Source organism: Tenacibaculum aestuariivivum, from assembly GCF_964507685.1.
Taxonomy (GTDB): domain Bacteria; phylum Bacteroidota; class Bacteroidia; order Flavobacteriales; family Flavobacteriaceae; genus Polaribacter; species Polaribacter aestuariivivum.
Genome location: NZ_OZ208414.1, coordinates 239,552 through 261,149, shown reverse-complemented (window position 1 = coordinate 261,149; position 21,598 = coordinate 239,552). Strand labels below are relative to the sequence as shown.

The following is a 21,598-nucleotide window of genomic DNA, read 5'->3' as shown; positions in this document are numbered from 1 at the left end:
ACGATAGCAGATTTATAAAAGGTGCAAAAAAATTATATAAGTTTAATTTCTCTTTATACGTTAGTATTGTTAATAATCTGACTAACATAAAGATACAAAAATTATTTCAGACATGTCTGAAGAAAAAAACACAACTGCTGAAGCAGTTACAGTAAATCCAGCAGAATTTTTAGCAACATTTAATTGGCATAAATACGAAGAAGGTATTGATGAAGTTGATGAATCTAAATTAAAAGAATTCGAAAAAGCTTTAGAAGGTACCGTAGGTTTCGTTAATGAACGTGATGTTATTGAAGGTACCGTTACAAGAATTACTGAAAGAGATGCTATTATTGATATCAACTCAAAGTCAGAAGGAGCTATTTCTTTAAATGAATTTCGTTACAATCCAGGTTTAAAACTTGGTGATGCTGTTGAAGTATTAGTTGACAAAAGAGAAGATGCTTCTGGTCAATTAGTATTATCACACAAAAAAGCGCGTGTAATTAAGGCATGGGAACGTGTAAACAATGCACATGCTACTGGTGAAATAGTTAACGGTTTTGTTAAGTGTAGAACTCGTGGAGGTATGATCGTTGATGTATTTGGTATTGAAGCATTCTTACCAGGTTCTCAAATTGATGTGAAGCCTATTAGAGACTACGATCAGTATGTAGAGAAAACTATGGAATTCAAAGTTGTTAAAATCAACCACGAATTTAAAAACGTAGTAGTATCGCATAAAGCATTAATTGAAGCTGATTTAGAAGATCAGAAGAAAGAAATCATCGGTCAATTAGAAAAAGGACAAGTATTAGAAGGTGTTGTTAAAAACATTACTTCTTATGGTGTATTTGTTGATTTAGGTGGTGTTGATGGTTTAGTTCATATTACTGATTTATCTTGGTCTCGTATTAACCACCCGAATGAGGTTGTTGAATTAGATCAGAAATTAAATGTTGTAATTTTAGACTTTGATGACAACAAATCTAGAATTCAATTAGGATTAAAGCAATTATCTTCTCACCCTTGGGAAGCTTTAAATACTGACTTAAAAGTTGGTGATAAAGTTAAAGGAAAAGTTGTTGTTTTAGCTGATTATGGTGCTTTTGTTGAGGTTGAAGAAGGTGTTGAAGGTTTAATTCACGTTTCTGAAATGTCTTGGTCTACTCACTTACGTTCTGCGCAAGATTTCGTAAAAGTTGGTGATGAGGTTGAAGCTCAAATTTTAACTTTAGACCGTGAAGACCGTAAAATGTCATTAGGTATGAAGCAATTACATCCAGATCCTTGGACTGATATTACTGCTAAATACCCTGTAAACTCAACTCATACTGGTACTGTACGTAACTATACTAACTTTGGTGTGTTTGTTGAATTAGAAGAAGGAATTGACGGATTAGTATATATCTCTGATTTATCTTGGACTAAGAAAATTAAGCACCCATCAGATTTTGTTACTGTTGGTGATAAATTAGAAGTTCAAGTTTTAGAATTAGACGTTGAAAACCGTAAGTTAAACTTAGGTCATAAGCAAACTCAAGATAATCCTTGGGATGCTCATGAAGCTACGTATGCAATCGGATCTACTCACGAAGGTTCTATCAAGGAAAAGAATGATAAAGGTGCAACTGTAACTTTTGCAGATGGTATCGAAGCATTCGCTCCAACTCGTTTCTTAGAAAAAGAAGACGGTTCTAAATTAGAAAAAGGTGATGCTGTAAAGTTCATCGTTACTGAATTTAGTAAAGAATACAGAAGAATTGTTGTTTCTCATACTTCTCTTTTCAAAGAAGAAGAAAAGAAAAACATCAAGGCTGCTGCTAAAAAAGCTGCTGACGTAGAAAAAACTACTTTAGGAGATATTGGTGGATTAGCTGAATTAAAAAGAAAAATGGAAGGAAAATAATATTTCTTTATCATAAATCTTAAAACCCGTTACGAAAGTAGCGGGTTTTTTTATATTTTATTTTTTAATTAAATAACCTCATCAAATAAAACAGTTTAAAAGCATATGTTAAAGAAAGTGTTAGAAATCAATAAATACTTAAATAACTTTATATTTGTGCTAAAATTTTAAAATATACTATGACACTTATAAAATCTATATCAGGAATTAGAGGAACAATAGGAGGAAAGCCTAGTGAAAACCTTACACCATTAGACGCTGTTAAATTTGCAGCAGCTTACGGTGCTTTTATAATCAAAAGAAATCCAACAACTAAAAAGATTAAAGTTGTTATTGGTAGAGATGCGCGTATCTCTGGTAAAATGATTAGCAATTTAGTAGCAAATACTTTAGTTGGATTAGGTATTAATGTAGTTGATTTAGGTTTATCTACAACACCAACTGTTGAAATTGCTGTTCCGTTAGAAAAAGCCGAAGGAGGAATTATTTTAACAGCTTCTCATAATCCAAAACAATGGAATGCTTTAAAATTGTTAAATGAAAAAGGAGAGTTTTTAAATGGTGCTGATGGAAAAGAAATTTTAGCTTTAGCAGATAGTGAAGATTTTACGTTCGCTGAGGTTGATGATTTAGGTACTTACAAAAAGAATAAGCGTTATTTAAAGAAACACATTAAAGAAGTATTAAAATTAGATTTAGTTGATGTAAAAGCCATTAAAAAAGCAAAATTCAAAGTTGTTGTTGATGGTGTTAATTCTACTGGAGGAATTTTTATTCCTGCTTTATTAAAAGAATTAGGTGTTAAATGTATCGAATTATATTGTGAGCCAAATGGTAAATTTCCTCATAATCCAGAACCTTTAAAAGAAAACTTAACAGATATTTCTAAATTAGTAGTAAAGAAAAAAGCTGATTTAGGTATTGTTGTTGATCCTGATGTTGACCGGTTAGCTTTAATATCTGAAGATGGATCTATGTTTGGTGAAGAATATACCTTAGTTGCTTGTGCGGATTACGTATTAGGTAAATTAGGCGGTGGAAATACTGTTTCTAATTTATCATCATCAAGAGCTTTACGTGATGTTACTCAAAAACATGGTGGAACTTATACAGCTTCAGCAGTAGGTGAAGTAAACGTAGTTCAAATGATGAAAGATACTGATACAGTAATCGGTGGTGAAGGAAATGGAGGAATTATTTATCCTGCATCTCATTACGGACGTGATTCTTTAGTTGGTGTTGCCTTATTTTTATCGCATTTAGCGAAAAAGAAAATATCTTGTAAAGAATTAAGAGATTCGTACCCTAGTTATTTTATGAGTAAAAACAAAATTCAATTAACTCCGCAAATTGATGTTGATGAAATTTTATCAAAAATGACTTTAAAATATCAAAATGAAGATGTTAACACAATTGACGGTGTAAAAATTGATTTCGAAAACGAGTGGGTTCATCTACGTAAATCGAATACTGAACCAATTATCAGAATTTATACAGAAAGTACTAGTCAAAAAAAGGCTGACACACTTGCTGAAAGATTCATAACAGAAATAGAACAAATAATAAAATAACAAGTTTTGAAATTAAGAACAATTAGTTTGAATTTACTGATGATGGTTTTAACGGCATCATCAGTAATAGGACAGGAGAAAGAAGATAGTAATAAGGGAGATAATTTCATTATCAAAAAAAAGAAAGTAACTAATAAAGGAAAGTTTTTCGTATACTGGGGATGGAACTGGTCTAGTTATACTGATTCTGATATTCGATTTAAAGGAGATAATTATGCTTTTACCTTATCAAAGGTAAAAGCTCAAGACAGACAAACAAAATTTTCATTTAATGATTATTTTAATCCAGGTAGGGTTACAATTCCACAAACAAATTACAGAATAGGGTATTTTTTTAAAGAAAACTATACGATTTCTATAGGGGTAGACCATATGAAATATGTAATGATTGCTGATCAAAACGTTAAAATAAACGGAAACATTAATATAGGAAATGCCAAATATGATGGTATTTATAATAATGAAAAAATTAATTTAGAAGCTGATTTTTTACGTTTTGAACACACTGATGGATTAAATTATGTAAATGTAGAATTAAAACGTTTTGATGATGTAAGTCATTGGTTTGGTTTAAATTTAAAAAACTTACAAATTAATTTAACTGAAGGGTTTGGATTAGGAATTTTATATCCAAAAACAAATTCAACACTTTTAGGTGGTAAAAGAAATGATGAGTTTCATTTATCAGGCTATGGAGCATCTATTGGTGCAGGTATAAATATTACTTTTTTAAAGCACTTTTTTGTGCAAGCAGATTTAAAAGCAGGGCACATATATATGTCAGATATTAGAACCACAGTCAACCCTTCAGATAAAGCATCTCAAAGTTTTTTCTTTTTTGAAAACACTATTTTAATAGGAGGTAAGTTTAACCTTTAAAACAAAAAACACAAATAAGTTTATATTATAAATTTTTTAGGCTGTTTTATGTAGTAGTACTAAATTTACACCACATATAATATATTATTATGAATTTAGAACAGTATTTTAATAAATTTAAGAATAATATTATAGGTATCAATCAAGTATATCAATCACCTTATGGTGAAAAAAAAATGTTATATACAGATTGGACTGCTAGTGGAAGATTGTATAGACCCATTGAAGAAAAGTTGATGAATAATTTTGGTCCTTTTGTAGCCAATACTCATACCGAAACATCAACATCAGGTGCTGCTATGACACTAGCATATCATGAAGCTAGAAATATTATAAAACAGCATGTAAACGCATCAAAAAATGATGTATTAATTACTGAAGGTTCAGGAATGACCGGAGTGGTAAATAAATTTCAACGAATATTAGGTTTAAAGGTTTCTGAAAATTTAAAAGAGCATACAGTAATACCTAAAGAAAAACGCCTTATTGTTTTTGTGAGTCACATGGAACACCACTCAAATCATACCTCATGGATAGAGACAATTGCTGATGTTGTGGTAGTTCCTTGTAATGAGGTTGGATTAATTTGTTTAAATAATTTTGAAGAAACTATTAAAAAACACATTGATAGGCCTATAAAAATAGTATCAATTATTGCAGCATCAAATGTAACAGGTATAAAAACTGATTATCATAAAGTAGCTGCTTTAATTCATAAATATGGAGGATTATGTTTTGTTGATTTTGCTTGCTCAGCACCCTATGTAAACATAAATATGCACCCTAAAAATGATAATGAATATTTAGACGCTATCTTTTTTTCCCCTCATAAATTTTTAGGAGGACCTGGTAGTTCGGGAGTATTAATCTTTAATAAAAAATTGTATAAAAACATGATTCCTGACAACCCTGGTGGTGGTACAGTAAGCTACACAAATCCTTGGGGAGGTCACGATTATTTTGATGATGTTGAAACACGTGAAGACGGAGGCACACCTGCTTTTTTGCAAACCATAAAAATAGCATTATCTATTCAGTTGAAAAACCAAATGGGTACTGATAAAATGAAGCAACGTGAAGATGAAATAAACCCTATTATTTTTAATTGTCTGGAAAATTTAGATGGTGTAAAAATATTGGCTCCAAATCACAAAGATCGATTGAGTATTTTTTCTTTTTATTATGAAAAATATCATTTTAACTTAGTTGTTAAATTATTAAACGATCGTTTTGGAATTCAAACAAGAGGTGGCTGTTCATGTGCTGGCACTTATGGTCATTTTTTATTAAATGTAGATCAAAACACCTCAAATAAAATTAAAGGTCAAATTTTAGAAGGCTGCAATACCGAAAAACCAGGCTGGATTCGTTTATCAATACATCCTACTATTACAGATAATGAAGTAGAGTTTATTTGTACTTCTTTAAAAACATTAACACATAATATTGAAAAATGGTCAAAAGACTATCAATATGATATAATTAAAAATGATTACACACATATATCTGCTGAACCAATAGAAAAAATATTAATAGCAGATTGGTTTTCCTTATAATATATGAATTTACTAAACACCTCTTTTTTAGAAAAAAATTATTCAACAATAAAAGAAACAAGAATAATAGGTAGACACATTACTATTGAAGACATTAAACCTCTTTATAGCGATTTAGATAATATTATTAACTCAACTATAATAGGGTATTCTGAAAAAAATAAGGAAATTTATCAATTAAAAACAGGTACTGGTAACATAAAAATACTTATTTGGAGTCAAATGCATGGTAATGAAAGTACAGGAACCAAAGCTATATTTGATTTTTTAAAATTTATTAAATTATATAAAAATGCAGATATTGTAAAATCAATTTTATTAAATTGTGAGATTACAATTGTTCCTATGCTGAATCCTGATGGGGCAGAAGTATACACGCGCTTTAATGCAAATAATATCGATTTAAATAGAGATGCTACTGCTTTACAAGCTAAAGAGAGTAAGTTATTACGTGAAATTTTAGAAACTGTAAACCCTAAATTTTGTTTTAACCTTCATGATCAAAGAACTATTTTTGGTGTTGAAGGAACTAAAAACCCAGCTACAATTTCATTTTTAGCTCCATCAGAAGAAGAAAGTCGTAAAATTACAAAAGGCCGTAAACAAACCATGAATGTAATTATATCAATGAATAATTTATTACAAAAAGTAATTCCTAATCATATTGGTAGATATACAGATGAGTTTTATCCAACAGCAACAGGAGACAATTTTCAAAGATTAGGATATAATACAGTTTTAATAGAAGCTGGGCATTATCCTAATGATTATGATAGAGAAAATGTACGTAAATATAATTTTTATGCATTATTACAAGGAATATATTATATTTCCGTAACAAAAGATTTTACAAATTATTTGGAGTATTTATCTATACCTAGTAATATCAAAAATTTTTATGATGTTATATATAGATCAAAAAATAATCAAAAAGATGTGGCTTATCAGTATGAAGAAACAATAGAAAATGGTAAATTTGTATTAAATTTAATTAAACAAAAAGAAGGAGACTTAACTTCTTATATTGGACATAAAGAAATAAACTAAAAAACAAACCCTAAACCCCCTATCTTAATGGTATTATCTGAAAAAAAACGAATGAAAAAGTTTGTACTAGATGAAATTGATCATCAAATTTTAGACATCTTAATTGAAAATGCTCGTACCCCATTTACAGACATTGCAAAAAAATTATTAGTATCAGCAGGTACAATACATGTACGTGTAAAAAAAATGGAAGATGAAGGTATTATAAAAGGCTCAACATTATCATTGAATTATGATAAATTAGGATACACTTTTATAGCTCATGTTGGTGTATATTTAGAAAAAACATCTATGACACAGCATGTTTTAGATAGTTTACAACTAATACCTAATGTAACTGTAGCTTATGTTACAACAGGTAAATATAATATATTTTGTAAAGTAAGAGCGAAAAGTACTTATGATGCTAAAGATGTTATTTATAAAATGGATGACATTAGAGGTGTAAACCGTACTGAAACCATGATTTCTTTAGAAGAAAGCATAAACGATAAGAAACGCTTAATGCACGCTATTTTTAAAGAAATATAAAGCTAAGTATTTTTACAAAAAAAGCTTCCATAATTAATTATGGAAGTTTTTTTTGTAAAATAAATGTTTTTTAAAATTATTTTAAGTTTTGTAATATTGGCTATTAAATATGCTTACATACGTTTTATTTGGTCAAAAGTGTTACACACTATTTAGCTTTAATTTTAATTTAATGTTGCTTAAACTAATAAAAAAACTTTGTATATAACCTTAGTATTTTTTTCAACTTCCAATTTATTATTCTCTTTATATATTTAAAATCTATTATTTTAAATATAAAGTTTTTACTTTCAGTTAGATGTCAATTTTAAAATTTTGTATTTTAATTTCTAGCATTAATACTACAAACTATCAAAGAAATAAAAACAGAATATTCAAAGTGTTTTTTTAAAAAATACATCTAAAATGAGATTTTGAACAAGAATTAAGTAATTTTTTCTACTAAACCTTTTTATGCAAAGATTATAAGGATGTTAAAAAAATAATTATTTGAAGAATCATTTTTATGATTTATACCTAAAAAAAGTAGTAAAGGAGATACTAAAAGTAGTATTACTATATTTAGTGAATATAAAATATATGTATATTTGTATTTGTGAATAAATTATTATCCATAGTATTATCTTTAATCATAGTATTCCAAAGTTTTGGAATAAGTTTTCATGACTTCTCTAAAATAGGTGAGTTTATAGAACATGCTCAGTTTCATAATAAAGAGTATGGAGATAATGTTTTTACTTTTATTTCAAAACATTATGGGAAATTAAAAATAAATCATAACCAAGAACATCAAGAGCAACAAGAAGATCATCAAAAATTACCGTTTAATAATAATTGTACACACTTATTTTTACTAACAGCTATTATTGATTCAAGTATAACAAATGTTTTTAAAAGAGTTTGTTTTTTATCACTTAATAAACCAAATTTCTTTTATAAAACACCAATTTCATCAGTATTTAAGGTGAAAATTTTACAACCACCAAGATATTCATAATCATTTATAATCATTTAAGAGAACCCATTTTTATTTACAAATTTGGGGTGTTATTAACGTTTATTATTTTTATGGAATATGCTATCATATATTATTAATTTTAGTTTAAAAAATAAACTTTTTGTTTTTTTATTTACATGCCTTATTATAGGATTTGGGCTGTATTCATTATCACAAATTCCTATAGGAGCTGTACCTGATGTTACTAATAATCAGGTACAAGTAATTACAACATCACGGAATCTTTCTACGCAAGATATGGAACAATTTATAACATATCCTGTGGAATTAGAAATGGCAAATTTACCTGGTGTTAAAGAAATTAGATCAGTATCAAAGTTCGGATTATCAGTAGTTACCATTGTTTTTAATGAAGAAATGGGAACATATTTACCACGTCAATTAATTGCTGAAAAAATAAAATCAGCCTCTGATAAAATTCCTAAAGGTTTTGGAACCCCAGAGATGGGGCCAATAACTACGGGCTTAGGTGAAATTTATCAATATATTTTAGATGTAAAACCTGCTTATAAAGATAATTATAATGCAGAAGATTTACGAACTATTCAGGATTGGGTAGTAAAACGACAACTTTCTGGTATTCCAGGTGTTGTAGAAGTAAATACTTGGGGAGGGTTTTTAAAACAATATGAAGTAGCTATTAATACAGAAAAGTTAAAGGCTATGAATATTACTGCGAGTGAAATATTTATAGCTTTAGAGAAAAATAACAGTATTTCAGGAGGAAGTTATATTGAAAAAATAAATTTAGCTTTCTTTATCAGAGGTGAAGGGTTAATCTCTTCACTTGAGGATATTAGAAATATAGTTATTAAAAATAAAGAAAATTTTCCTGTTTATATTAAAGATGTTGCTGATGTTGGTTATGGAAATGCAACACGTTTTGGAGCTATTACAGGTAATGGAGAAGGTGAAAAAGTACTCGGACAAATAATGATGCTTAAAAATGCTAACTCTAAAAAAGTAATTGAAGCCGTTAAAAAGCGTGTAGCTATAATTTCAAAAACTTTACCTGAAGGAATATATATAAATGCTTTTTTAGATAGGAGTGATCTTATTGCTAAAACAACTTTTACTATATCAGAAAATTTAATATTAGGGTGTTTAATTGTAATTTTTATAGTTGTTTTACTTTTAGGTAATTTTCGTTCAGGACTTATAGTCGCTTCAGTAATTCCATTATGCTTATTATTTGCACTTTCTTTAATGTATATTTTTGGAGTTGACGCTAATTTAATGAGTTTAGGTGCTATTGATTTTGGAATTATTATTGATGGAGCAGTAATTATAGTAGAATTTATTGCCTTTCAAATAACACAAAAAACATCAGAAATTAATGCTTTACCTAAAAAACAACAACAATACTTTAAAGATAAAATTACATTAACAGGTGCTTCTAAAATGATGAAATCTGCAGTTTTTGGTCAGCTTATTATTTTAATTGTATTTATTCCTATTTTATCATTATCAGGTGTTGAAGGTAAAATGTTTAAACCAATGGCATTAACTTTTAGTTTTGCTTTAATTGGTGCAATGATATTATGTTTTACTTATGTGCCAGTTGTTGCTTCATTATTTTTAAAGCCTATAAAACCATCAAATAAAAATATATCGGTTCGTTTAATGAAATGGATTCATAAAATATATGAACCCATTATACATTGGGCTTTACTAAGTAAAAAATTAGTACTTATTATTGCAGGTTTATTACTAGTAATGTCGGTTTATTTATATTCAATTATGGGAGGAGAATTTGTACCAACACTAGATGAAGGAGATTTTGTAATTCAACCAGTACTAAAAACAGGTACTTCTTTAAGTAACACCGTAAAAATAACAACACAAATTGAAAAAATATTACTTGAACAATTTTCAGAAGTAAAACAAGTAGTTACTCGTATAGGAGCTGCAGAAGTGCCAACGGATCCTATGTCAATGGAAGAAAGTGATGTTATTATTGTTTTAAAACCCAAAAGTAAATGGGTATCTGCTAACTCAAAAGATGAATTAGCAAATAAATTTAAAGAAGCTCTTGCTATTATTCCTGGAATGGAAGTAGAGTTTACACAGCCTATTGAAATGCGATTTAATGAACTTATAACAGGGGTTCGTGCAGATATTGCTATTAAAATTTTTGGTGATAATCTTAAAAAACTTTCAGAAAAAGGAAATGAAATAGGTATGCTAATAAAAAATGTTCCGGGTGCTGCAGATATTTCTGTTGAAAAAATTGTAGGACTTCCTGAAATGAATATTTCTTTTGATAGAATAAAAATTGCCAGATATGGACTTAATATTCAAGATGTAAACGATATGGTAGCTATGGGTTTTGCAGGAAAAACTATAGGAAATATTTTTGAAGGTGAAAAACGTTTTGACCTTGTTGTAAAATTAAAAAAAGAACAACGTACAGGCATAGATAATTTAAAAAATTTATATATTGATTCACCTAATAGTGGAAAAATACCATTAAGTGAACTTGCCACAATAACATTCCAAAAAGGTGCTGCAAAAATATCACGTGATAATACTAGACGGAGAATTGTAGTAGGTGTTAATGTACGTAATAGAGATTTAGAATCTGTAGTAAATGATGTTCAAGAGCTAATTAATAAAAACATAAAACTTCCTGTAGGTTATACCATAACTTATGGAGGTCAATTTGAAAACTTACAAAGTGCAAAAGCTCGATTATTAGTAGCAGTTCCAATTGCATTGATATTAATATTTATATTACTTTATTTTGCTTTTAAATCTGTTAAAGAAGCTTTAATAATATACTCTGCAATTCCACTAGCAGCTGTTGGGGGAATTTTGTTATTATGGATTCGTAACTTACCTTTTAGTATTTCTGCTGGAGTTGGTTTTATTGCATTATTTGGTATTGCTGTATTGAACGGTATTGTATTAATAGAACATTTTAAAGAGCTTAAAAAACAAGGAAATTACAAAAATATTAATCAACTTATAAAACAAGGTACAAAAGATAGGTTACGTGCAGTACTTTTAACAGCTACTGCAGCTGCTTTTGGTTTTTTACCAATGGCTATTTCAACTAATGCAGGTGCAGAAGTACAACGACCTTTAGCAACGGTAGTTGTAGGTGGTTTAATTACAGCAACTCTTTTAACGTTAATAGTATTACCAGTACTATATGCTTACTTCAATAATTTAAAAAAAGATAAGAGTGAAAAAAATGTATCTAATAAAAAAATAATAGGTTTAAGTAGTTTATTAGTTTTACTTACTATAAGTAATTTAAATGCTCAAAATAAATTACCTAAAAATCTTCATAAATTAATAAATTTAGCTATTGAAAATAATAGTGGTTTTAAAGTAAATCAATTAAAGATAAAAGAATCAAAAGCATTAGTAAATAATTTTAATTTTGATAAAACTCAAGTTTATTATGAATTTGATGAAAATAATTTAGCTATAAATAATAAACCTTTAAAATTATTTGGTGTCCAGCAAGACTTTCGATTTCCAACAGTTTATTTTTCAGAAAACAAAGTGAAAAAAGCAAATCTAGCTGTTGTTAAGAGCAGATATGAAATTGAAAAAACAGTATTAAAACGTAAAGTTACTGTTGCATATTATAAGTACCAAATACAATTAGAGAAGCAACGTATTTTTGCTACTTTAGATAGCCTTTATACTAATTTTTCAACTGCTGCTAAAAGACGTTTTGAGTTAGGAGAAACTAATTATTTAGAAAAAATAATGGCAACCTCAAAACAAAAACAAATTAATTTAAAATACTTAGAAGCAACACAAAATGTATTATTAAATTATAATAATTTAATAAATATTATACAATCAGTAGATACTTTAATTATAGATAAAAATTATTCTTTTAAAACACCACTTATTGTTTCTACAAATATTAAAAAAAGCGCAGAACTTTCTTATTATCAAAATAAAATTTTACTACTAGAAGCTACAAGTGGTTTAAAAAAACAACAACTTTTACCAGATATAAGTATTTCTTATTTTCAAGGAACAAATTCAGGAATTGATTATAATTTATATGGATATCAAATTGGTTTAAAAATACCTATTTTATTTGGCGGAAAATCTAGTCAAATTAAAGCAGCTAACATAGCAACCGAAATAGCTGTTAAAGAAGCTAGTGAACACAAAATTCAATTAAACACAAAGTTGAAGTCTCTTATTATTAAAAAAAAATATTTAACTAAAAATATTTTATATTATGAAAAAGAAGGTAAAGCTCTGTCTACCGAAATTTTAAAGTTGGCTAATGGTAGTTTTAAAAATGGAGAAATTGATTTTTTTCAATATATCCAAAGCTTAGAAAATGCTTACGAAATTAAGTTAGACTATTTGAATAAGCTTAACCAATACAACAATATTGTAATAAATATCAATTATCTAACCTTATAAACTAAACAATTATGCAACGCACTTTATATAAAATATTAATTTTATTATTTATACTTTTTGGCTGTAATAGTAATAAAGTTGAAAATGAAAAAAAATCTATAGAAGAATTAAATAAGAATATTAAAAACCAAGATAATAAATTATTATTTGTATCTAAAAAACAATTTGATTACGGTAAAATGATTTTAGGTAGTATTGAAGATAAATTATTCCCAGTATTGATTAAAACTAGTGGATTAATTGATGTTCCCCCTCAAAACAAGGCTGTAGTTTATGCTCAAATGGGTGGGTATATTAAAAATACACCACTTTTAATAGGAGATAAAATACATAGAGGTCAAGCACTTGTAACTCTTGAAAATCCAGATTTTATACGTATTCAACAAGAATATATGGAGCTTAATGAACAGCTTATATATTTAAAATCAGAATTTGAACGACAAAAAACTATGTTTGCTGAAAATATTACTTCACAAAAAAACTTTCTTCAATCTCAAAGCATTTATAAAGCAGCAAAAGCTCGTCATAACGGATTAAGAAAACAATTAGAAATGCTTCATATTGCACCTGCAAGTGTAGCAGCAGGTAATATTAGTACAATAGTAACAGTTAACGCTCCAATTACGGGAAATATTTCAAAGATAAATGTAACTCAAGGAACATATGTTTCACCTGCATCAGTTATTTTAGAAATAATTAATAATAATAACCTTCATATAGAATTATCTGTATTTGAAAAAGACATATTAAATTTACAAAAGGGACAAAAAATAAATTTTAAAATACCAGAATCATCTAATCAAATTTATGAGGCAAAAATACACTTAATAGGAACTGTTATTGAAGATAATAGTAGAACTATAAAAGTATATGGTGATATAAAAAATAAAGATGCTACGAATTTAATAACAGGTATGTTTGTTGAAGCTAGTATTGTAATAAGTTCAAGTATCGAAAAGTCATTACCAGAAACTGCGGTTGTTGTGTCTGAAAAAGATTATAATGTATTAAAATTAGTTAAAAAAAATGATGAAGGATATTATTTTGATGTTATTTCTGTAAAAGTTGGTAAAACAAATAATAAGTTTGTTTCATTAAAATCGTTTAAAGGTATAAAAGATACAGATAAAATATTGATTAAAGGAGCTTTTAATTTAATAGGCGAGTAATAACCTTTAGAGAATAATAGGTAGGTGCTTTTATCATCTACCTATTTTTAAAAACGTAAAAAACTGTAAATTAAAAACTTTATTATACGTTCTTATAATTTATGTTACATTTTAATTACTTTCTAAACACTCCAATTAAACCTTTGAAAAACAGTATTCCAGTCATCAGGTAAACTAGCTTTTATAATTTGTTGTTTTTTAGAAAAAGGATGAATAAATTTCAATGAATAAGCGTGTAAAAATAAATTATCACAACTAAAATTATTAATAAACATTAAATTATGGTTTTTATCACCATATTTTGGATCACCAATAAGTGGATGACTTATTTTATTCATATGAATACGTAATTGATGTAACCTTCCTGTGGTAGGTTTCATTTCAACTAAACTATAACGTGATGTATCATATGGTTTTACAGGTATATTTACAACAACCGTTGATACCGTTTTTAAAGTTGTTTCAGCATTTTTATAAACATCAGAATCTCTTCCTTTCACAGGTGAATCTATAAGCTTATATTCAGGAGCATGCCCTCTAACAATTCCGTAATATGTTTTTTGAATTTTATTAGTTGTAAAAAGCTCTTGAAATTTAGACACATATTTTGTCTCCTTAGCTAATAAAATAATACCTGAAGTTTTTCTGTCTAAACGATGTATCGGATAAAATTTATGCTCAAACTTATCAAATAACAATTGTAATAAAGAATTTTCATCAGCTACATTTCTAGAATGATGTGCATGATGTACAACAATATTATTTGGTTTAGAAACACAAATTAAATACTCGTCTTCAAAAAGAATACTAAGGTTCATAAAAATTTAATTATTTATTACTTTAAGCTTTGAAAAGTAAAGTAAAATTAACGATAATATTCCACAAATTAAAAAACCTATAAATAGAGGTAGAGTAGTGGTTTCAACATATTTACCTATAAATGTAGCAATAGGAACAGCCATAATTGTTGAAATAAAGCCGTTTATTGCCGCTCCAACACCTGCTATATGACCAACAGGTTGCATTGCCAAAGCTCTTAAATTTCCAAAAAGAAATCCAATTGAAAAAAATTGTAAGGCAAAAAAAGTTAATAAAATTATTATATTAGGGTTCTCTTTTCCATAAAATAAACCAATATACATTACAGGTATTAAAGTAAAAGCTATCAAAAAAGTAATAATTATTTTAAACATTCCAAACTTCATCACAAAAGTTCCGTTTAAAAAAGTAGCAAAGCCAACAGAAATAGCGAGTGCTGCAAAAATATAAGGAAACTCATTTACAAAACCATATTGGACTTGAAAAATTTGTTGTGACGCACTTAAATATACCATAAAAGAACCTGTAATAAATCCAGAAATTAAAGTAAATACAATTGCTTGTTTGTGTTTTAAAAATTATTTTGTACCATTAATAAAAAGACTAACTGATAGTTTTTTTCTTTTTTCTTTTTCTAATGTTTCTGGCTGACGTTTCCATAACCAAAGCATTACAAAAAAACCAAAAATTAATTGACTATAAAATATAAATTTCCAGCCATAAGCATCTAACATTAATTTTCCTATTGCTGGAGCAACAACAGGAACTAAAATAAAAATAACCACAATAAAAGACATTATTTTAGCCATGTAATTTCCGCTAAAACTATCTCTGACCATTGCAATACTTATTGTTCTTGGCGCTGATAATCCAATACCTTGTAAAATTCTACCAAAAACCATCATTTCAATACTTGTAGCAAATACACAAACAAAACTAGCAATAACAAAAACACTAAAACCTAAATAGATTACGGGTTTTCTACCAAGGCTATCAGATAATGGTCCAGAAATTAATTGACCAAACCCTAAACCTAAAAAAATCATAGTAACTAATAATTGATTATCATTTGAGTTTTGTTGAATATTAATACTAATACCAATTTGTTTTAAAGCAGGTAATAAAGCATCAATAGATAAAGCTACTAACGACATTAATGCTGCCATTAAAGTTATAAATTCAATTTTTGATTTCTTTTGTTTTTGCATCAGGTAAAAGTACTATGTTTAAATTCATATATCTACTTTTTATACAATAAGAATTGAGATAACTTAAATTCTATTTAACATAATATTAATTATAGTACAAATATATTGTTTAGTAATAAGAGTGGTTTATCCATTTGATAGCTATAATGTAGTATTATGTAAAATATCCAAGAAGCATTGGTTTTCATAAGAATAATTGGAACTTGGGTTATTAAACTAATAAGCAGTTTGCTTCGCAGAGTTATTTAAAACATTTGTATCTATAATTAGCCGTTATGAAAATATAGCCGCTACCAAACGCTCGATTATTTTATAAAATAAAATTGCTCTGGCAATTTATTTTACACTCAAACGTACGTAATAAAAATTTTAGACGATAGCATAAATTTTAAGAAATCGAATTTTTAGGAGATTTACGAACTCATATTATGTAAATAATTAAATATGTGAGTAAAAATAAAATTCTATGCACTTGTTATATTTAGAACTTCAATTAATCTTCTTTTTCGTGTTTCATTATTTAGTATTTAAAAAATTGATAGTTAATCAATTTTTTAAAATAGTGCCTTGAAACAAAAATTCAAGGCTGCAAATAATTTTGTAAACAATTAACTGCTCATTATATTTTAGACTATTTAGCTGAAAAGGTCTTGTAGACCTTTTCAGCTAAATACAATTTGAAGCAAGGTTTTAGTAAAGTATTGTATCCAATAAAAATCATCCACAGGATAATTGTAATCGTATAGCCTAAAATATACACGCTCATTTCTCCTATTGTTTTAACCAAAATTTTATGAGGCCAAGTTTAACATCGAAATTCTATTTTACATAATATTTTAAATCTTTAGGATTTTAATCAATTTTATTCTTTAGAACCATATTTATAGATGTCATTAATATTAAGTACAGTTATTTGATTAGAATACTTGTTACCAAAAACCTCTTTAATTACTTTTAAATGCTTGTTTCTATTACAAAGACTTTATCAGCTATATTTAATTGTTCTTCGCTTATATAGTTTATTCCAATCTCGTTACAAATATTTTTATTCGTCCCAGCAGAATAAAAAAATATAAATAGGGAAAATGTTTGCTAAAATAATCTTTGGCAGTCTTTGAACGGTTCTTTATTGGTTGAGTAAATAATATATTTCTCATTACTAAAGCTTTATATTATTTAAAGCATACTTGCTTAATTCTGGAATTACATTTATAAACACACTAATTTCCCAATTTGATAAATGCGCTAACATTACGTTATTGCTTTTAAATATAGTATTTGGAGTTAAAAATACGGTTGATAAAATTAAATATAAATTTTCGCTTCGCTCTCAATTAGTTGATGAGAATTACCATTATTAACCTTAAAATTAAAGCTTACTGCTTCTCTCCTACTTTCATTTTATAAAACTTCAATTTGAACTTATTTAGCAGAAATTTAATTGATAGAATTATAAGTTAGTAAGAAAATATAATTTTTGACACGCACCACTCGTTATTTTCTTTTACCTAGATATTGGATTTGCTATAATTCTTATTATATGTGTTTTTTTAGTTTCTAGCACATTAATACTTGTAATATTAAATTGATGTTCTTTTAGTAATCCAATAATATCCGTAGTACATATAGCTGAAAATAAAGCTTTATAACCATAAAATTGAGGGAAGTAAAATGTACGTCTAAATTCTGGGTCATCTACTGCTGTATATAAAACCAAATGGCCTTCGTTTTTTAGTAATAACCTTGATTTACCTAGTGCAGAAGCTATTTTATCCATACAAAATATGCTATAACTAAAAACAAGAATATCATATTTCAACATTTTAAAATCATAATAAAGATAGTCACCATTTATCCACTTAAATCGTTCGTTATAAAATATTTCAGTAGCTATAGAAGTATTCTTTTTTGAAATATCTATACCTGTATAGTAATTATTTTTGCATATGGTTTGTGATAGTATTCCATTACCACAGCCTACATCAAGAATAGAAACCGGTTTTTTAAAACTATTAATCCATATTTTAAAATCTAAAATGACTGGGTCATTGAGTTTACGAGCATTATTCCGCAAATATGATCGATTATCCCAGAATGCTTCGTTATCCATATGGGTGTGGTGCATTATTGTATGAAGTATTTGTAGGTTGCAATGGTATTAAAAATGGATTATTAGCATCCCATTCTTTTCGCATACAGTTAATTAACAAAACACGAATTACTCGACTATTTTTTTTTGATGAAATACTGTAAAATAAAGGTTCTAATAAAAATCGCTCCTGACAATTATAGTATAATTCCAATGCGTTTTTTGCATATAACGTTTGTTTATTTTTTGATTTTTTTTTCTCAAATAAAGATAGTATAAAACCACCATTTTGAAAACCGTAGATTACATGATCTAAACTACTTTTAACAATCTCTTGAATTTTTAATTTATGTAAACCTATTCTAATAAGTTTATAACGTATCATTAATGCTTCATGTATTGAATGTCGAATACCCTCAGTAATTTCCATGGTAGCCTTAGATCCAAAAGTTATACGCTGTAACGAATCAGATACTATAACTAAAATAACCATAGATAAATTAGATAAGCCAACATCATAAATTGTTACCGTTAGCCCCAGTTCTTGTAAATGATTACTCAAATCTATAGGGAGGTAACTTTGATCTATTTTTGAAATTTTATATTCTGGATCTCTCCAAGCCCTCATAATGGCATCTCGCTCCAATACTTCTTGCAAACCAATTAAGTTAAGATCTCTTTTATCATTAGACCCTAATCCTGAAACAATTCCCGAAGATTCTATGTCTCCCACAAAATTAGTTGAAGGAACGTGTAAATTAAAATTTGGCAAGATACAACTCAAGGGAAATAAATAATCTTTATTATTAATTAGACCTTTTACCTTCACTAAATGTCTTTGATGGTAGTCTTCAAAAAAAAAATCATTATCAATTCCCTGTTTCTTAAAATTAAAGATACTAGAAATAGATATTTGCTTCAAATCTGATTTTGGTGAAATTATTGTAGCATTTCTTATGTTTTCTGGATTAAGAGATTCGTAACGTTCATTAAATTCTGACAGGCATTTTACTTTTGCTAAATCAAGGTTCGTATCAATGCCATTAACTCCTATTTCAAATGAAAATTGTTCTCCTTTTATGTTTTTAGAAGTACAAGATATATTTAATTCACAAAGAAATAAACTATAAGATTTCGTTCCTAAATTTGAAACAATAATATGTTTTTTGTAGCTAGATAATTTCATTATTCGGTAACAAATGTTAAGTTTCTTGGTTTTTCATAGTCTATAGGAATTTGATTATATAAAGTTGCTTCTGGAAACTCAATACATTTTTTAAATCGACTTTTTTCCTTCTGTAAATAATCAACATACATTATGCCTATAGGTGTGAACTTACCAAATTCAATAAGCTGATCAACTCCTGCATAAAACCCTAGCAAATGGCGATGTAAACGAATTTCTCCTTCTTTTGAATAGTGATTTTCAACAGCTTTGAAAAAAAAATGTGATAATCTATAAAAAACAAATGTTGCATGAAATATCCCTTCTAAAGGTCTCTTGTCTGGACGAATCGGTGACTTAGCAAGAGTATCATTTGGATTTAATAAAATTGGTTCTAATTCAAATATGGAATGTATTTTTTGATGAGCAGCCTCATGTACAATATGATCAGCATAACACTCAATACTCCACTCCGGTAAAAGATTAAAAAAAGAAGTACCGAAATGATTTAATGATGAACCCCCTATAAATGGAAACCCTCTAAGTAATGTAATATCTCGAGTTAATACATTAGTTTCTTGATAAAGGTCAATATCAATTTTCTTAATATATTTTAGAGCTTCCTCAAATTTGTTAATATATAGTGTTATTAATTTATGTTTAATTAATTTTTCTGGAGAAATCATTTCAAAAGGTACGTCATCATCAGCAACAGCTTTCAAGTTAGACTGGTATTTTGAGATGATTCTTTCTCTTCCTTTTCCAACCTGTTTTATGAAAATATTTGAATCAGGTATTTGATAAACGCCATATTTCCTTATATCATCTAAAGAATATTTATTTTCTTTAGGTTTTATAGAAAAAATAGTTTCATCTTCGAAATCAAGTTCTATTCTTTCAAAAGGCTGGTAGTGTCCTAAGCTAAAATAGTTATATAAAAATATTTGCCCCGTTTCATCTGCAAAAATCAAACGTTTTGATGATAATTGCATAGTTAGGGTTATCTCAGATAATACGTAAGGTAATTTATAGTAGTGCTTAACTAAATTATCAAAATCTTGTTTATTTAAATAATTAATTGCTTGGTAATACCATTCAAAAAAAGCGCCATCTATTATATTGTGCTCAGAGAAATATTTTGAAGGATTATTATGAGCGTAATTCAATATTTTCTTGCTTAAATCAACAATATCATTATTGACAGATTTAATTTGTCTTAACCCATCTAATAGTGAAATTGTTGAATCTATAGTAGCAGTAATTAATTTACTTCTACTACATTTAGAATTATCAGAATCTGGTCGAATCAGCTTTTCTATATTCATTTTTACCCTAATTTTCTTATTTTTTCAAAAATTTCATCGTTTGCTAGAGTAGATGCAAGTACGCATGATTGACACATATGTGTGCTTTTGTTAATTATACCTACTTTAATATCTAAAAATTCTTTAGGAAGGTTTGTTAGTGATCTGTCATCGTTTGTAGTAACTACTCTAGCTTTAGTTAAATATTCCTCAATTTCGGATTTTGTTATTGTTAATCCAAAACCTGCTGCTAAGCCTTGGGTGAATATTATAGATTCTTCTATCGGACTATTATCCTTGAAATTACGCTTTTTAACAATATTTTGGACTTCTTTGTTTTTCTTAATAAGTTCACTTAGTTTTTCAATGTTTTTCATAATAAAAGAATTTACCCTTTCGGATGATTAATACTATTTTAAATTAAATAATAACAAATTAAAGAAATTAGAAGTAAAAATAACAGGAGGATTTACCCTTATCTTAAAGAGGAAAACACCCCTTTATCAATAAAAAAATACTTTTAATAATTGAACGAAATGTATAAAGGATTGATTTAATAAAAGGTAAAGGATTTATATTACCTTTTCATACACATTACTACTTCACTCCTATCGTCGCTTCGGTCAAAGCATATTCTATTACATTTTTAAGATACATTATAGTACAAGTATATTTAATAGTAACACTTAATTCTGCTACTTGCTGATTAGTTACTAAATATATTTTAATAATAGTATAATCTGTTAGTAAGTTTACAATAGTTATATTATCTCCTTCTATATTGATAAGCTATCTTATAGTTGAAAAATCTGAACCAGAAAAGTCTTTTAAAAAATTATACGTATCAACTACTGTATAACATCAGTATAACTAAAACGACTTAAATCAATTTTACCATCCTCACTTTCAAAAGTAAATGTTTGTGTTACAAGAATAGGTTCACTTATACC

At 27.5% G+C, this 21,598-nt stretch carries 14 protein-coding genes and 1 pseudogene; 9 read left to right on the top strand and 6 right to left on the bottom strand.

All coding sequences use genetic code 11. The features are described from left to right. The first annotated feature begins 112 nt into the window (after nucleotides 1–112). The 9 genes from rpsA to ACN5J4_RS01000 all read left to right on the top strand — a co-directional run bounded on the left by rpsA (nucleotide 113) and on the right by ACN5J4_RS01000 (nucleotide 14,063). On the top strand, nucleotides 113–1,888 hold the full coding sequence (gene rpsA, locus ACN5J4_RS01040; RefSeq protein WP_418650313.1) for a 30S ribosomal protein S1: 1,776 nt from the start codon (nucleotides 113–115) through the stop codon (nucleotides 1,886–1,888). Nucleotides 1,889–2,067: 179 nt separating this feature from the next. Further along, a complete protein-coding gene (gene glmM / locus ACN5J4_RS01035; RefSeq protein ID WP_418650312.1) occupies nucleotides 2,068–3,459 on the top strand; it encodes a phosphoglucosamine mutase in 1,392 nt (463 codons plus the stop codon). A gap of 6 nt (nucleotides 3,460–3,465) precedes the next feature. Next, nucleotides 3,466–4,338, top strand: a complete 873-nt coding sequence (locus ACN5J4_RS01030; RefSeq protein ID WP_418650311.1) for a hypothetical protein — start codon at nucleotides 3,466–3,468, stop codon at nucleotides 4,336–4,338. Nucleotides 4,339–4,427: 89 nt separating this feature from the next. After that, entirely contained in the window at nucleotides 4,428–5,894 is a 1,467-nt protein-coding gene (locus tag ACN5J4_RS01025; protein ID WP_418650310.1) for an aminotransferase class V-fold PLP-dependent enzyme, read from the top strand. A 3-nt stretch (nucleotides 5,895–5,897) separates the two neighbouring features. Next, nucleotides 5,898–6,941: a M14 family zinc carboxypeptidase gene (locus tag ACN5J4_RS01020; protein ID WP_418650309.1), complete on the top strand. Its 1,044-nt coding sequence runs from the start codon at nucleotides 5,898–5,900 to the stop codon at nucleotides 6,939–6,941. Between the two features lie 51 nt (nucleotides 6,942–6,992). Further along, entirely contained in the window at nucleotides 6,993–7,472 is a 480-nt protein-coding gene (locus ACN5J4_RS01015) for an Lrp/AsnC family transcriptional regulator (protein ID WP_418650308.1), read from the top strand. A gap of 595 nt (nucleotides 7,473–8,067) precedes the next feature. After that, nucleotides 8,068–8,469 (top strand): hypothetical protein, encoded by a 402-nt coding sequence (locus ACN5J4_RS01010; RefSeq protein WP_418650307.1) that lies wholly within the window; start codon nucleotides 8,068–8,070, stop codon nucleotides 8,467–8,469. Nucleotides 8,470–8,547: 78 nt separating this feature from the next. After that, nucleotides 8,548–12,894 carry a CusA/CzcA family heavy metal efflux RND transporter gene (locus ACN5J4_RS01005; RefSeq protein WP_418650306.1) on the top strand — a complete coding sequence of 1,449 codons (4,347 nt, stop codon included), beginning with the start codon at nucleotides 8,548–8,550 and terminating at the stop codon, nucleotides 12,892–12,894. 11 nt (nucleotides 12,895–12,905) lie between these two features. Continuing rightward, nucleotides 12,906–14,063, top strand: a complete 1,158-nt coding sequence (locus tag ACN5J4_RS01000) for an efflux RND transporter periplasmic adaptor subunit (RefSeq protein ID WP_418650305.1) — start codon at nucleotides 12,906–12,908, stop codon at nucleotides 14,061–14,063. A 122-nt stretch (nucleotides 14,064–14,185) separates the two neighbouring features. Here ACN5J4_RS01000 and ACN5J4_RS00995 read toward each other — a convergent pair whose 3' ends face one another. The 6 genes and pseudogenes from ACN5J4_RS00995 to ACN5J4_RS00970 all read right to left on the bottom strand — a co-directional run bounded on the left by ACN5J4_RS00995 (nucleotide 14,186) and on the right by ACN5J4_RS00970 (nucleotide 21,025). Beyond that, on the bottom strand, nucleotides 14,186–14,881 hold the full coding sequence (locus ACN5J4_RS00995; protein WP_418650304.1) for a pseudouridine synthase: 696 nt from the start codon (nucleotides 14,879–14,881) through the stop codon (nucleotides 14,186–14,188). A gap of 6 nt (nucleotides 14,882–14,887) precedes the next feature. Continuing rightward, nucleotides 14,888–16,090, bottom strand: a pseudogene (locus ACN5J4_RS00990) (multidrug effflux MFS transporter). A 1,504-nt stretch (nucleotides 16,091–17,594) separates the two neighbouring features. Beyond that, complete coding sequence (locus ACN5J4_RS00985) at nucleotides 17,595–18,200, bottom strand: class I SAM-dependent methyltransferase (protein ID WP_418650303.1); 606 nt, start codon at nucleotides 18,198–18,200, stop codon at nucleotides 17,595–17,597. After that, nucleotides 18,193–19,365 carry a YcaO-like family protein gene (locus ACN5J4_RS00980; RefSeq protein WP_418650302.1) on the bottom strand — a complete coding sequence of 391 codons (1,173 nt, stop codon included), beginning with the start codon at nucleotides 19,363–19,365 and terminating at the stop codon, nucleotides 18,193–18,195. Before ACN5J4_RS00980 ends, ACN5J4_RS00985 begins: the two co-directional genes overlap by 8 nt. Then, on the bottom strand, nucleotides 19,365–20,669 hold the full coding sequence (locus ACN5J4_RS00975) for an aKG-HExxH-type peptide beta-hydroxylase (protein WP_418650301.1): 1,305 nt from the start codon (nucleotides 20,667–20,669) through the stop codon (nucleotides 19,365–19,367). The genes ACN5J4_RS00980 and ACN5J4_RS00975 overlap by 1 nt, the downstream gene beginning before the upstream one ends. Before the next feature lie 2 nt (nucleotides 20,670–20,671). Continuing rightward, entirely contained in the window at nucleotides 20,672–21,025 is a 354-nt protein-coding gene (locus ACN5J4_RS00970; RefSeq protein WP_418650300.1) for a hypothetical protein, read from the bottom strand. Nucleotides 21,026–21,598 lie beyond the last annotated feature (573 nt).